The 13,533-nt window shown below is 31.5% G+C and carries 15 protein-coding genes; 4 read left to right on the plus strand and 11 right to left on the minus strand.

What is annotated here, in order from left to right:
• Nucleotides 1–138: 138 nt before the first annotated feature.
• The 6 genes from AMD28_RS02920 to AMD28_RS02945 all read right to left on the minus strand — a co-directional run bounded on the left by AMD28_RS02920 (nucleotide 139) and on the right by AMD28_RS02945 (nucleotide 4,464).
• Nucleotides 139–501: an MmcQ/YjbR family DNA-binding protein gene (locus AMD28_RS02920; RefSeq protein ID WP_055442662.1), complete on the minus strand. Its 363-nt coding sequence runs from the start codon at nucleotides 499–501 to the stop codon at nucleotides 139–141.
• A gap of 8 nt (nucleotides 502–509) precedes the next feature.
• Nucleotides 510–1,121 carry a DUF4230 domain-containing protein gene (locus AMD28_RS02925; RefSeq protein WP_055442663.1) on the minus strand — a complete coding sequence of 204 codons (612 nt, stop codon included), beginning with the start codon at nucleotides 1,119–1,121 and terminating at the stop codon, nucleotides 510–512.
• Between the two features lie 47 nt (nucleotides 1,122–1,168).
• Nucleotides 1,169–1,921: a cyclase family protein gene (locus AMD28_RS02930; RefSeq protein WP_055442664.1), complete on the minus strand. Its 753-nt coding sequence runs from the start codon at nucleotides 1,919–1,921 to the stop codon at nucleotides 1,169–1,171.
• An 11-nt stretch (nucleotides 1,922–1,932) separates the two neighbouring features.
• Nucleotides 1,933–3,081 (minus strand): radical SAM family heme chaperone HemW, encoded by a 1,149-nt coding sequence (gene hemW / locus AMD28_RS02935; RefSeq protein ID WP_083478223.1) that lies wholly within the window; start codon nucleotides 3,079–3,081, stop codon nucleotides 1,933–1,935.
• Between the two features lie 193 nt (nucleotides 3,082–3,274).
• Complete coding sequence (gene ruvC / locus AMD28_RS02940; RefSeq protein WP_055442666.1) at nucleotides 3,275–3,829, minus strand: crossover junction endodeoxyribonuclease RuvC; 555 nt, start codon at nucleotides 3,827–3,829, stop codon at nucleotides 3,275–3,277.
• Nucleotides 3,829–4,464: an outer membrane beta-barrel protein gene (locus AMD28_RS02945; RefSeq protein WP_055442784.1), complete on the minus strand. Its 636-nt coding sequence runs from the start codon at nucleotides 4,462–4,464 to the stop codon at nucleotides 3,829–3,831. Before AMD28_RS02945 ends, ruvC begins: the two co-directional genes overlap by 1 nt.
• A gap of 38 nt (nucleotides 4,465–4,502) precedes the next feature.
• On the opposite strand from AMD28_RS02945, the gene AMD28_RS02950 reads away from it, so the two are divergent.
• Genes AMD28_RS02950 through AMD28_RS02960 form a run of 3 tightly spaced genes read left to right on the plus strand, consistent with a single transcriptional unit; the run spans nucleotide 4,503 to nucleotide 7,402 of the window.
• Complete coding sequence (locus tag AMD28_RS02950; protein ID WP_055442667.1) at nucleotides 4,503–5,474, plus strand: lysylphosphatidylglycerol synthase domain-containing protein; 972 nt, start codon at nucleotides 4,503–4,505, stop codon at nucleotides 5,472–5,474.
• A complete protein-coding gene (locus tag AMD28_RS02955; RefSeq protein ID WP_055442668.1) occupies nucleotides 5,471–6,619 on the plus strand; it encodes a glycosyltransferase family 2 protein in 1,149 nt (382 codons plus the stop codon). Before AMD28_RS02950 ends, AMD28_RS02955 begins: the two co-directional genes overlap by 4 nt.
• A 51-nt stretch (nucleotides 6,620–6,670) precedes the next feature.
• A complete protein-coding gene (locus AMD28_RS02960) occupies nucleotides 6,671–7,402 on the plus strand; it encodes a Bax inhibitor-1/YccA family protein (RefSeq protein ID WP_055442669.1) in 732 nt (243 codons plus the stop codon).
• On the opposite strand, the gene AMD28_RS02965 is transcribed toward AMD28_RS02960, so the two are convergent.
• From AMD28_RS02965 to AMD28_RS02975, 3 genes are all read right to left on the minus strand, one after another.
• Nucleotides 7,399–7,815: an energy transducer TonB gene (locus AMD28_RS02965; RefSeq protein WP_241492426.1), complete on the minus strand. Its 417-nt coding sequence runs from the start codon at nucleotides 7,813–7,815 to the stop codon at nucleotides 7,399–7,401. The genes AMD28_RS02960 and AMD28_RS02965 overlap by 4 nt on opposite strands.
• Before the next feature lie 219 nt (nucleotides 7,816–8,034).
• Nucleotides 8,035–9,474 carry a M56 family metallopeptidase gene (locus tag AMD28_RS02970; RefSeq protein ID WP_055442670.1) on the minus strand — a complete coding sequence of 480 codons (1,440 nt, stop codon included), beginning with the start codon at nucleotides 9,472–9,474 and terminating at the stop codon, nucleotides 8,035–8,037.
• 2 nt (nucleotides 9,475–9,476) lie between these two features.
• On the minus strand, nucleotides 9,477–9,836 hold the full coding sequence (locus AMD28_RS02975) for a BlaI/MecI/CopY family transcriptional regulator (RefSeq protein ID WP_055442671.1): 360 nt from the start codon (nucleotides 9,834–9,836) through the stop codon (nucleotides 9,477–9,479).
• A 121-nt stretch (nucleotides 9,837–9,957) separates the two neighbouring features.
• Between AMD28_RS02975 and AMD28_RS02980 the strand changes: the two genes are divergently transcribed.
• Entirely contained in the window at nucleotides 9,958–10,467 is a 510-nt protein-coding gene (locus AMD28_RS02980) for a DUF456 domain-containing protein (protein WP_055442672.1), read from the plus strand.
• A 286-nt stretch (nucleotides 10,468–10,753) separates the two neighbouring features.
• Here the strand turns inward: AMD28_RS02980 and AMD28_RS02985 are convergent, their stop codons facing one another.
• Together AMD28_RS02985 and AMD28_RS02990 are read right to left on the minus strand one after the other, a co-directional pair.
• Nucleotides 10,754–11,428, minus strand: coding sequence for a helix-turn-helix domain-containing protein (locus AMD28_RS02985; protein WP_055442673.1), 675 nt, complete (start codon nucleotides 11,426–11,428; stop codon nucleotides 10,754–10,756).
• Between the two features lie 18 nt (nucleotides 11,429–11,446).
• On the minus strand, nucleotides 11,447–13,456 hold the full coding sequence (locus AMD28_RS02990) for an ATP-binding protein (RefSeq protein WP_241492428.1): 2,010 nt from the start codon (nucleotides 13,454–13,456) through the stop codon (nucleotides 11,447–11,449).
• Nucleotides 13,457–13,533 lie beyond the last annotated feature (77 nt).

Genomic DNA, 13,533 nt, shown 5'->3' on the forward strand with positions numbered 1-13,533 from the left:
TTTAAATGTTTTAAATTATAAAATGTTAAGCGCTATTAATCAATGTAAATATGTGATTTATTATTAGTTACACCTAATATGTTCGATGAAATACGGTATAAATTGTTGAATGTGAAAAATCGTAATACTATTCATGCATTAGTTTAAAGAATCTCGAAGTTTTTTAGATAATCCTTTAACTACCAAATCATAAGAATGATTAATTAATTGTATTACAAACGAAGAGTCTAGTTCGGTTTGATGTAATTGAATGGTATTCCAGTGTTTTTTACTCATGTGATACCCTGGTTCAATACTTTGGTATGTTCCACGAAGTTCTTGTGCATACTCTGGATCACATTTTAAGTTTAAAGATGGTGTACCAGCTTCCCAAGCTTTTAAGGAGGTTAAGGCAAACATTTTCCCTTGCACTTTAAAAACAAGTGTCGTTTCATCAAAAGGAAAATGTTCTGTAACTCCTTTTTTACTTAAACAATAGTCCCGAAGTTGTTCTATGTTCATGATTCAATTTATTCTTCGATTTTCTTTACCGGAGCTTCCTCTAATTTTAAAGCGGAATAATCCAGTTTCCAACCAATAGTTTCTACAATACTTTCCATTAAAGAAATGGTTTGTAAAGCTTCTTTTTGTGCGGCTTGTATTAAGCCACTTTCTGGAACTTTGTCTAAAATATGTTGTTTCGCTTCTTGGTTTAATCCGGTTAAATCGGAAGCTTCAAACTTATTAAAGTAACCGTCTTTTTTATCGTAATAATTTAAATCTGTTTCTACAGATAATACTTCTGGCTGTGGAAAATGCGCTAGAATAATGCGTTTGTTTTTATTATCTGCTTCTAATTGTATTTTACTTAAATCATAGCCAACATATGCTTTAGCGTTTATTATAACCAGAGCTTTCTTCTTACTATTTACCATTTTCAAAAAACGTTCTTTCACATCTTCGTAATGGTAAATTTCGGCGAAATCACCTTCTACCGTTATAAATTTACAAACGGTTTTTACTTTATCTAATAGTAGTAGCGATTGCGAGTTTACAAGTTGTTTATTTTTAAACGATTTAAAATAAGTAAAAACACCTAAACTTGCTAATATTCCTATAATAATTCCTAAAAAGGCTTCCATTTATTTAATTGGTTTTATTCTTTTATAAGCAATTTATATACCAAAAATTACTCGTTTAAAAGTGCATATAAAATTGGCTTGCTTGGTGAAGCATCGTTTTCAAAAGGAGCGATCTGTAAATTAAGAAAATACGTACCATCATTTACATTATTTGGCACAAAAATAAATTCGGTTATGGTTGCACCCAATCGTACTTTTCCTTTGGTATTCCAAAATGCATTATGTGCTAAAAGCTTGCCTTCGTCTTTTTCTTTATCTACACTTGGTAAATCTATTAGTAAGTGCTCCACGCCCTTTTCTCTTAAATATATTGCAGCATCTTCTAATAAATACGGCGGATTACTATGCGAATATTGCGCAGATAATTTTTCACTAGTATTTGGCAACGTACGTATCACTACTGCTTTTCGTTTTTTGTTTCCTAAAGCAAATTGAATCTGTTTTTTAGATATTACAAAGTCGTCCCCTAGTTTTTCTGGAGCGACCGTAATGACTTCCGCTAAAAAGAAAAATTTCTTTAAACTCTTATTTACAGAGTGTACTTTTTCTACAATATGACCAACGCATTCGGTATGTGTACCATGCGCATGCGGATTGAAAGAAATATTATTAAAATTGATACTCGCGCCTTCTTTTACACTTGCTGTCCAGCCTTCATCCTGAACCGGTTTTATCGTTGGTTCGGCTAAATACCATGCGTTTACATTGTTTTTTGAAGCGATTAGCGGAATAGAAATATCTAATGGTTTAGAAAAATCTATCTTATATTTTTTTGAATTGGTTTCTATAGTTGCTATCATACCCAAATATACTAAATCACGAAGAGTTGAGACGCAATTCCGTCGACTAAAAATTTACCTTTCTGTGTTGTTTTCAAGAAAGATTCTTCGACAAGCTCAGAATGACAACTAGTAATATTTACTAATCCTTCGTCTATGTATTTTTGTGAAGCTTGCAACAGATGCTTTTTATAATCTGTTCCAAAATCGCTTTCTACTTTTTGCAAGGAAACGCCCCAAATGGTTCGTAATCCTGTCATTACATATTCGTTATATTGATCTGCAATACTTAAGGTTTCTACGGTATTTGGAAGCGTACTACTTTGTATTTCTTGAATATATTTGGTATTATTGGAAACATTCCAACTACGTTGTGTTTGATGAAAAGAATGTGCAGAAGGACCAATACCTAAATAAGTTTTCCCTTGCCAGTAACTTGTATTATGTTTCGAAAAATAGTTTGGCTTCCCAAAATTTGAAATTTCATAATGCACAAAATCTTGCTTTTCGGTTTCAGCAACCAGATGATTAAAATGTTCTAATGCGAGCTCTTCATCTATTGGCGGATAATTTCCTTTTTTAATAAAAGTAGCCAAGGCTGTTTTAGGTTCTACAGTTAGGGCATAGCTTGAAATATGGTTTATCCCAAAACGAAATGCTTTATCTAGATTTGCTTGCCATTTCTCAAGGCTCATATTAGGAATCCCATAAATCAAGTCAATCGTGATATTATCGTAATATTGCGTTGCAAATTCTAAGCACTTTTCGGCTTCTTCAGCATTATGCGCTCGGTTCATGCTTTTCAAATCGTCTTCAAAAAAAGATTGAATTCCAATACTTAATCTATTAATTGGCGTTTTTGATAATGCGATGATTCGTTGTTCGGTTAAATCGTCTGGATTAGCCTCTAGCGTTATTTCTGGGTTTTCAGAAACCTGATAGTTTTTATACACCGATTCTATCAACAAAACCAATTCCTCATTGGTAAGTAACGACGGCGTTCCTCCACCAAAATAAATGGTTTCTACTTCTTGGTCTTGCAATTCGTCTTTACGAAGCTGTAACTCTATAATCAATGCTTCTATAAGTTCGTCTTTCTTCTTCATGGAAGTCGAAAAATGGAAGTCGCAGTAATGACATGCTTGCTTGCAAAATGGTATGTGTATATAGATGCCGCTCATAATTAGTGTTCCGTTTGCAGTCGCAGTTTGCTGTAATTTAATTTATATTCTTGGTTTAAAACAAATAATTCGCACGCGCTTAAAAAGTTATTGGCTAATTATAAATTTTGTCATTTTCAACACTGTGACTGTGACTGTGACTGTGACTGTGACTGTGACTGTGACTGTGACTGTGACTGTGACTGAAGACTAACTATTTCTTAACCCGATCCTCATTCTGTTTCACAAAAGCATCCCAACCAGAATAGCTTTTACCAACCGTAATTTTCCCAGAATTATAAAAATGACAAACTGCGGCAGCCAAACCATCTGTAGAATCCAAATTTTTTGGGAGACTTTTTAAACCTAACAAACTTTGCAGCATTTTAGCAACCTGTTCTTTACTAGCATTACCATTTCCGGTAACTGCCATTTTTATCTTTTTTGGTAGATATTCTGTAATTGGTATTTCACGAGAAAGCCCTGCAGCCATTGCAACACCTTGTGCACGACCAAGCTTAAGCATACTTTGTACATTCTTACCAAAAAAAGGTGCTTCAATTGCTATTTCGTCTGGATGATGGGTATCTATCAATTCGATAGTGCGCTCAAAAATAAGCTTCAGTTTTAGATAATGGTCCTTGTATTTTTTTAAATCTAGTTCGTTTAATTGCAAGAATTCCATCTTCTTATTCTTCACTCTAATAAGTCCGAAACCCATGATGGTTGTTCCTGGATCTATTCCTAAAATAATTCTTTCTTCGCTCATTATTCGCAATAGTAACAACCGCTTAATGAAATAGAAATACCAATGGTTGCAGTTAAAAGGTTTCCGTTAAAGGTTCCAAATCCGTCACTAAGATTATCGTAATCGCCACTAAATGCATAAATATAAGAAGTATCTAAAAATAGGGAAAGGCTTTGTGAAATTCCGTAATGAAATTCCAAACCAGCCATCGCATTTAAAAAGGATTCCTTATTATCTGTATAATCACCTAATGGTTTTACAAAGGTAAATCCGGGTCCAGCATGCGCCATAATAGCGTAGTTTTGTGGCAATCGTATTAAACCACCAAGATCATAAACGGCTTGTAGATTTACTCTAGAATAATTGACTTTAAATTCTGGTGAGTTACTTGCGTTGGAAAGTCGGTTATAACCAAAATCTATTTTTGCGCCCAAATCTCTACTAAACATACGTTGTAAACCAATATGAACGGTTGGAAAATTTATAGGTTTTGCTTCAAAAGTAGAAACAAATGCAGTTTGACTCGGACTATTAATTCCTACAGCAAATTGCGCTTTCCAGGTACTTGTTTCGCTTTGCGAAAATCCGGAAACAGCAATGAAACTTAATAGAAAAAAAAATATGGAGGACTTAAATGTTTTAAATGGTATCGTCATAAGGCAATATTGTTTTAATTTGCGCATTTTAGTACACAATGTATAGAGCACTACCTTACAAAACTAAACAATTCTTTTTTGTACTTATTAAATTAAGTATTGTAATTGGTGCTTTTTATTTTATTTATAATAAACTGACCACAAACAACGATTTAGATTTTAGCGCGTTTATTACATTTTTAAACGAAAACAACGTTTTTTCATTAAAAAACATTCTTTTTCTTCTTTTTTTAAGCTTTTTCAATTGGTTTTTAGAAATATTAAAATGGCAAGAATTAGTATCTTCTATTAAAATAATATCTTTTTTTGAAGCCCAAAAACAAAGTTTAAGCGCTTTGACCGCTTCGCTTTTAACACCAAACCGAATAGGAGATTATGGAGCTAAAGCTTTGTATTTCTCCGCTAGTTATAGAAAACGCATTGTGCTTTTAAACTTCATTGGCAATATGATGCAAATGGCAATTACGGTACTTTTTGGCGTTTTTGGTTTGTATTTTTTTATCACCGAATATCAGGTAGATTTTAGTTTTTTACGGGTATCTAGATTCTTAATAATCATTGCGATTGTTTCTATATTATCAATTTTTGGGTTAAAACAAAAACGATTTAAAATAAAAGGTTTTTCTATCGAAAAAGTAATCGACTTCATTAAAAACCTTGCTATAAGAATTAAGGTTTCGACTTTTGTTTTATCGCTTTTAAGATACTTGACTTTCTCGTTTCAGTTTTACTTTTTGCTTGGCATTTTCGGTATTGAAGTTTCTTATTTTCATGCCATGGTTGCCATAACAAGTATGTATTTACTAGCATCTGTAATCCCTTCCATATTCATTTTTGATGTATTAATTAAAGGTAGCGTAGCTATGTATATTTTCACCATTGTAGGCGTAAATGAATTTACCATTTTAAGTATTGTACTACTTATGTGGATTTTAAATTTTGTTTTACCAAGCATACTTGGAAGCTTCTATGTGCTTACCTTTACCCTTCCAAAAAACAAAACAGCATGATGATTTTAATTTTTGTTGGCATCACGCTTGCGTACTTATTTTTAATAGGAAGTTTGGCCTTTGGTTTTGATAAAGTGAAGCCTTTTCCTTTAGAAGAGGTAGAAGCAAAGACAACGTTTTCTGTGATTATTCCGTTTAGGAATGAAGCGAAAAATTTACCCGAACTTTTAAAATCTATTGAAAGGTTACAATACCCAAAACATTTGTTTGAAATTATTTTGGTCGATGATGCTTCTGAAGATGCTTCGGTTTCGGTTATTAAAAAGGTTCTCGACATCAATTTATCTAGGGATAAATTCACTCGAACGGACCTACGAGTTATAGATAATGTTAGGGAAAGTAATTCGCCAAAAAAAGATGCCATTACTTCGGCAATACAAATGGCTAAGCACGATTGGATTGTTACTACAGATGCCGATTGCGTTTTACCTAAGTTTTGGCTAGATACTTTTGATGCTTTTATTCAAAAAAATGATGCCAACTTTATTGTTGCTCCAGTTACCTATAGTAATGTGCATTCGTTTTTAGATCGTTTTCAACTATTAGATTTTTTAAGTCTGCAAGGTGCTACTATTGGCGGATTTGGTATGCAAAAACCCTTTTTATGTAATGGCGCAAATCTAACGTATAAAAAAAGTTTTTTCAAAGCGGCTCACGGATTTCAAGGAAACAATAATATTGCAAGTGGAGATGATATTTTTCTATTAGAAAAGGCTTTAAAACAAGATGCTAAGCAAGTACACTATTTAAAAAGCAAACATGCTATGGTTACTACAGAGGCAGAAAAAACAACAACCGATTTAATTTCGCAACGGGTACGTTGGGCTTCCAAATCTGCTAATTATAAAAATAACTTTGCCAAGGTAGTTGGTCTTATCGTTTTATTAATGAATGCTTCTCTTATTTGCGGTTTAGCACTTAGTATTGTTGGTGTTTTCAACTTTAATATGCTTGTATATCTGTTTTTAATAAAGTGCAGTATTGACTTTTTATTGTTGTTTAAAACCGTTCGTTTTTACCAGCAGGAATCGTATTTAGCATCCTTTATTTTTAGTTGTTTACTCTACCCTTTTTTTAGTATTTACGTTGTTTTTGTTTCCGTTTTTTCTAATTATAAATGGAAAGGAAGAGCATTTAGCAAATAATGGTTTTGCATTATATATTTTGTAGTTTTACAAGAATAAAATTTATTTACTATGCGTTTAGATAAAACATCGAATCCTGCTTTTTCAAATTATTTTTGGGATGATAAAAAGTCTTCTTCTGCAAAAATGACGGTTTCGGGTATTATTATAAAATCGCTTTTGTGTATTGCTATTATTGCTGCAATAACGGTTTATGTATGGAGCCTTTACAGTTCTGGGTTTGATATTGAATGGTTTCTTTATGGCGGAATCATTTCGTCTATTATAATCAGCGTTATTATATCCTACAAACACAATTGGGCATCCTTTTTAGTCCCTTTATATGCTATTGCTAAAGGATGTTTTTTAGGAGGAATAAGTAGTTTCGCACATGCTAAATTCCCCAACATGCCTTACCAAGCTATTGGTGTTACTATCATTACTTTTTTTACCATACTTTTTCTGTATCAAACTAGAATTATTGTGGTTACTCAAAAACTAAAGAGCATCATTATTACTGCTGCTTCCAGCATCTTTTTAGTGTATATTATTTCGTGGATTTTAGGCTTCTTCGGAATTAAATCCTTCATTTGGGGAACCTCTTTAGTAGCGATTGCATTTAACGTGATTGCAGCAGTAGTAGCGTCTTTAACCTTACTTTTAGATTTTCAATATATAGAAAGACAAAAAGGGAAAGCGCCTAAAAGCAAAGAATGGTTGGCTACTTGGGGACTTTTGGTTTCTTTGGTTTGGTTGTATGTAGAGATTTTAAGACTGATGAAGAAATTGGCAATTCGCTATTAATCTACTTGAATACTAATAGGCAATGTAAACTGCGTTTTTACTTGTTGTCCTCTTTTAATTGCTGGATATATTTCTGGAAGAAAATCTAAGCTTTGGTGTAATAAAATTTCCATATTCGGAATTTCTACAATAGTTAAAGAATCTATTTTAGCATCCATAAGATGTAACTCTCCTGTTTCCGATATTTGAAAATGCACTAAAATAGTATCGTGAATATCTTGAGTGACTACTATTTTTTCTGCTGCTAAGCTTTTATAAATAGCTTCGGTTAAGGTATTTTGAAAACACTTTTTCTTATCCTCTTTTTCTACGGAAGTATTACAAGTTTCAAAACTAGGATACACATCGACTTCATTCCAATTAAATGTTTGCAATTCTTCTTGAAGAATCGCTTCGGAAGATGTTTTCTTCACATTAAAATAGTTACACGATGTGAAACTTATAAGAATAAAAAAAATAACTATTCTTTGCATATCATTTTTACGAAACCGAAATGTACAATTTTTATATGAAATGGTATTGTTTCTATGAAGCAAAGAGGATATAACTAACTTATCTTCAAGTTTAATTCTATAAATAGCAAAAAACCGAAAGCTAACTTTCGGTTTTTTATACGCCATAATCTTAATAGGCTACTCTTTTATTTGAAACTGAATTGGAAATCCGTAAGGTACGGTTACCGCTTTTCCAAGATGCATTCCCGGTTTCATTTTAGGCAATAAGCTTACAATTCGTATCGCTTCTTGCTCTAATTTTGCATGTGGCGCTCTTGCTTTCACATCTATTACATCGCCGTTTTTACCTACTTTAAACTGAACGCTAATTCTATGTTTACCAGCTTCTAAACCTAAATCATTTGCTAAATTCACATTGAAATTTTGATTTACAAATTTGCTTATTTCCAAAGCCATACATTTCCTTCTTTCTTTGTTATCTATCTCTCCTTCACATCCTGGAAAAACAGGAACATTTTCAATTTCAGAAAAAGACACTTCATCACTACTATTAAAACTAGATGCAGTAATGCTTCCCGAGCTTGTTTTACCATTGTCTTCTACATTCGCTTTAAGTTCGTCAATAATGTATTCTGCCAACTCTATACGTTCTTCTTTACTTAGTGTGCTATTTTCTGTTTGTAATTGGTTTCTAAATTTTTCGACAACTTGGTCAAAGTCTTGGTCTCCCTGAACAGCGCTTTCTTCTTGTGAACAGGAAGTATATACTAACATACCTGCAATTATTGGTAATAAAAACACATACTTAACTAGGTTCGATTTTTTTGATTTTGATTTGTTTAACATAACGATTCGTTTTTTGATTAATGATTGTTTAAAAAATGGATTGATGAATGAAATTTGTTTTACTTGAAACACTTGCCCTAACAAGTTTTCATAATATGCTTTCTTACTTTGCTGTTTTATAGATTTTTCGTCGGCAATAAATTCATGCAAACTTGCTACCCTATTTTGATACATATATACTAAAGGATTAAACCAAAATAGGATACGCAATACTTCAAAAAACAATAAATCTAAAGTGTGTTTTTGTTGTACATGCACCATCTCATGAATTAAAATGGTTTCTCTTTCTTTTTGCGGAATACTATCACCTATAAATACATAACGGAAAAAGGAAAAAGCATCTTCTTTATTTAATAAGCTAATTAGTGTAATGTTTCCTTTCTTGCACTTTGGATTTGTATGAATTAAATACAGAATTTTAAAAATCTTATACACAAAAAACAGACTTGCAATGGTAATTCCTAAATACATCAAATGACTCCAAGTCCATATATTTTCTATATTCGACAACACTACCACTGGGATTTCTTGTTGTAACGGCGTATTATTTTGATTCCCTAAAACCACTTCAGGCAGCCAAATCATATAGTTTTTTGGAACCACCGTTTTTAGACTTTCAATTTTAATAAAAGGTATCATTAAGGATAAAAAAGCGGTACCAAGAAGGTAGCATCTGTTCCAATTAAAAAAGGTTTCCCTTTTTAAAAACACATCATATAAAAGTAAAAAGAAACATTGAAACGCTATGGTTTGTATAATATAGTGTAGCATAATTACTCTTTTTTATTGATTTCTTTTAAAACCGATTCTAGTTCATTTAAACTAATATCATTTTTTTTCATAAAAAACGAAACCATACTTTTAAAGGATCCTTGAAAATAATTATCGACTAGCTTATTAATAGATTGGTTACTATATTCCTGTTGTTGTACTAAGGGAAAATAAACATGTCCTTTGCCAATTTTCTCATAATCTACAAAGCCTTTGCTTTCTAAAATTCGCACAATAGTAGAAACCGTATTGTACGCTGGTTTAGGTTCTGGAAATACTTCAATAATAGCTTTTACATTGGCTTTTTCTAGTTGCCAAAGTACTTGCATAATATCCTCTTCTGCTTTGGTAAGTTGCTTCATTTTTAGAACTAAAGTTTTAGTTTAACGAGACAAATATAACTAAATAATTAGTTTGAACTAATTATTTAGTTATAAAAATTGTAACATTCTTTAAATACCTTCGTCTTATAATAAAAAATGTATGGATATATTTTTAACCCTTTTGGGTTTTCTTTTTATAGTTATTGGACTTATAGGTAGTTTTCTTCCTGTGCTTCCTGGTCCGCCAATGAGCTGGATAGGATTATTGTTTTTATATCTTACCAAAGCGGTACCTAATGACATGTGGTTTTTGATAATTACCTTAGTAGTAGCACTTATTGTTTTTGCTTTAGATTATATAATACCTGCACTTGGTACTAAAAAATTTGGTGGTAGCAAAACAGGAATGATTGGAACTACAGTGGGTTTATTGATTTCTATATTTTTTCCAATATTTGGTTTTTTTGGTATTATTATATGGCCTTTTGTTGGCGCATTAGTAGGCGAGTTAATTAATAAAGCAGATTCTAAAACTGCAATAAAAGCTGCATTTGGTTCCTTTTTAGGGTTTTTAACGGGTACTTTTTTAAAGTTTATTGTTGCGGTAGTTTACTTTGGCTTTTTTATTATGACTTTTTGGGAGTACAAAGCTGCTATTTTTTCTTTTTAAAAAGTAATGCTATAGAAAAAGCCTTAAAATTTCAAATTCAAAGAAAGTGAAATCATAAGGCTTAATTCATTGCTATAATCAACATAATTTTATGTGAGGGGGACTAATTAACTATGTGTTGTTGATGACACAAAGGTATACATAATCTACGGAACTCACTTACGGGAAAACCGTAACAGCGTTACGGCAAAACCGTACTATTCAATATTTTAGCGTGTTTTAAGATGTAAAAAAAAGAAAAGAAAATGAAAAATTAACATTTGAAAAAAGATAAATCTTACAAACTTTAAAGAAATCCTTTTTTTCTTGCTTCATTTAGTAATGTTTCATCTTGACTATCTGCTATACAAAAAAGCTCTTTTAAATTCTTTTTCCTCTTTTCTATGGAGCTTGTAGATACTCCTAAATGTTTCGTTAAACTCTTTGTTCTAATTCCTTGAGATAATAAGTAAAGTATTTTTCTATCAATATCATCAATTTCAATTTCAGAATCTAAAGCCGTTTTAAGGTATTTTGTAACCGTTGTACTATAAAACGGAGGATTATTTATAACCGCTTGAAAGGCACTAGCTAATTCTCTAGAGGTTAAATCACTTTTTATAACAAAGCCTTCTGGCTTAATTTCTTTGATGATATTATGTATTCTATATGGTTCATTAAACATGGTTAGAATAATAATTTTAGCTTCAGGCAAAATAGTTCTAGCATATTTGGAAAGATCTTCTCCAGAAGTAATTTTCCCGTCTGATGAAGGTGGTAAACTAATATCCATAAATAAAATATCATACGGATTTTCGCTCTCTATTGATTTTTGCATGAATGCCATAGATTGATCACATGTATTCGCAATATCTATTTGTAATTCTTGTGTTTCTTTTTTAGTTGCTAAAAGCGTATTTTGATAACCTTCTATAATCATAGGATGGTCATCTGTCATTAATATTTTAATAATTTCTTGCATTCGGTTAGGTCTTTTTTGCTAGATTGGAATAGTAATGGCAATGGTTGTGCCTTTGTTTATTTGTGATTTAATTTTTAATACTCCTTTAATTTCTTTTACTCTGGAGGTTATGTTTTTAATACCAATTCCCTTTTTGGATTTGTTTACTTCAAAACCAGAACCATCGTCTGTAATTGCGATACAAATTACATTATTTTTTATACTAAAGCTAATTTCCACCATGGAAGCATTAGCGTGTTTATAGATGTTTTGAAGCGATTCTTGTAATATTCTATAGATGTGTATTTTAGTTTTGTTGTTTACATTATCCCAGTGTATAGAATCACTGCGGATAAATTTATAGTCCAACCCATACGCTTTTGTTTGCGTTTCTAATAGCGCTTTAATAATATCTGCAAAACCGGATCCGGAAACAAAATCGGTATTTAATTCATGAGATACTTTTCGTATTTCTTGTTCGATTGCTTGTAACTCATCGATGTAATTTTCTCTAGACCTAATAGCTTCTGGTGTATTACTCATATTTAAGCTATCTAAACTAAGTCTAGTCCCAAAAAGTCGTCCTAAAATACCATCGTGCAGTTCTTCAGAAATCCTTCTTTTTTCGGTACTTCTTGCTTCATCAATTTTATCTTGTTGCGACAGCATGAGATTATAAATTTCTTCATTGGTTTCTTGTTGTTCCTGTACAAACCTTAACTCTTTGTTTTTAGAACGCTGTGTAAAAATAATATACAACAAAGCAAGCGTAACTAATAAACCAATAGAGATCCATAGGAAGAAAAATCTTTCCTTAGACACTTGTTCTTTTTCCGCTTTTATTTGATCGGTTTCATAATCGATTCTAGCAAATTTATTTCGAATAGAACGCTCTGCTTTTTGCAAGCTATCGCTTAATGTTATATAAGCATTCAGACTTGTTTTCGCTTTTTCACCTGTTTCGAGTTTCGATTTTAGTAGAAGCGCTTCTAAAATCGTTTCATTTGCGACTAACTCTTTACTAATTTGATATGCATTATCTGCATAATATCTAGCACTATCTATATTTTTTGTTTCTAGATAGAATTCGGATACATCCATACTAATAGACAAAAGACCAAAATCATCATCTTCTTTTTTACTAATGGCGTATGCTTCATTAAATAACTTCTTAACCTCACTATTACTGGCGGTTTTATTAATGAATTTTGCATTAGCCAATCCAGATAAAATAATAGAATAAGAGGTTGGATCATACGCATAAACAGACTCATCTGTATATAGTTTTTGATACAGTCTTTCTGCGGTTATATAATCTTTTTTTCGTCTGTATAAAGCAGCTATATTGATATTAGAAAACAATCTTTTCTCATAAGAATCCTCCATCCTATCACAAATAGCAAGTGTCTTATTATAATATTCTAAGGCTTTGTCGTATTGTTCTAATTCGGCAGAAACTATGGCTATTAAATTATTTGCATACCATAAAGTTTCCAAGTTATAATCATACTCTGGCAACTGTTCTATTAAAGCAATAGATTTAATAGCATTGTTTTCACAACCTATATAATCTCTTTCAGTTTCTTGTATATCTGCCATGTTGGCTAATACTTCTCCTTGATTTCTTATATCCTGCAAGGATTCAAATAGCTTAACCGCTTTAAAATAATAGTAATAAGCACTATCATGTTTTTCATTGATATGATGATACAAACCAAGAATATTGTTTGCATTTGCAAGCGCTGAAGAATCTTGTATTCTTGTTGCTAATTTTCGATTTTCATGATTAATTTTAAATAACGAATCATAATCTCCATGAATTAGAAAGAGATAAGAGAGTACTCTTTTACTTGTTAATACTGTAGAATCTTGCTTTGTAACTAAGGAATTATCAATAGCTTTTCTAGCATATTCAAAACGCATAGCTATTTCAAACTCATTATTATTAGCAAGATTTCGAAGTATAACAATGCTATCTAATTTTTTATTTTGAGAAAATAAATTAGATGCAAATAGAACCGTAATGACAAAAAGAAAAAACTTATTCAATGATTTATTTATGTATTAAATCAAATTTATACTTTTTTAATTTAACAACCTTCAAAATAAATAATTAGCTAAATAAA

This window comes from Lacinutrix himadriensis (assembly GCF_001418105.1).
In the GTDB taxonomy this organism is placed as follows: domain Bacteria; phylum Bacteroidota; class Bacteroidia; order Flavobacteriales; family Flavobacteriaceae; genus Oceanihabitans; species Oceanihabitans himadriense.

Bases quoted from the DNA above. Each gene is read 5' to 3' on its own strand.
- AMD28_RS02950 (WP_055442667.1), top strand. From the start codon at position 4,503: ATGTATAGAGCACTACCTTACAAAACTAAACAATTCTTTTTTGTACTT.
- AMD28_RS02955 (WP_055442668.1), top strand. From the start codon at position 5,471: ATGATGATTTTAATTTTTGTTGGCATCACGCTTGCGTACTTATTTTTA.
- AMD28_RS02960 (WP_055442669.1), top strand. From the start codon at position 6,671: ATGCGTTTAGATAAAACATCGAATCCTGCTTTTTCAAATTATTTTTGG.
- AMD28_RS02925 (WP_055442663.1), bottom strand. From the start codon at position 1,121: ATGGAAGCCTTTTTAGGAATTATTATAGGAATATTAGCAAGTTTAGGT.
- AMD28_RS02930 (WP_055442664.1), bottom strand. From the start codon at position 1,921: ATGATAGCAACTATAGAAACCAATTCAAAAAAATATAAGATAGATTTT.
- AMD28_RS02945 (WP_055442784.1), bottom strand. From the start codon at position 4,464: ATGACGATACCATTTAAAACATTTAAGTCCTCCATATTTTTTTTTCTA.
- hemW (WP_083478223.1), bottom strand. From the start codon at position 3,081: ATGAGCGGCATCTATATACACATACCATTTTGCAAGCAAGCATGTCAT.
- AMD28_RS02975 (WP_055442671.1), bottom strand. From the start codon at position 9,836: ATGAAGCAACTTACCAAAGCAGAAGAGGATATTATGCAAGTACTTTGG.
- AMD28_RS02985 (WP_055442673.1), bottom strand. From the start codon at position 11,428: ATGCAAGAAATTATTAAAATATTAATGACAGATGACCATCCTATGATT.
- AMD28_RS02920 (WP_055442662.1), bottom strand. From the start codon at position 501: ATGAACATAGAACAACTTCGGGACTATTGTTTAAGTAAAAAAGGAGTT.
- ruvC (WP_055442666.1), bottom strand. From the start codon at position 3,829: ATGAGCGAAGAAAGAATTATTTTAGGAATAGATCCAGGAACAACCATC.
- AMD28_RS02980 (WP_055442672.1), top strand. From the start codon at position 9,958: ATGGATATATTTTTAACCCTTTTGGGTTTTCTTTTTATAGTTATTGGA.
- AMD28_RS02970 (WP_055442670.1), bottom strand. From the start codon at position 9,474: ATGCTACACTATATTATACAAACCATAGCGTTTCAATGTTTCTTTTTA.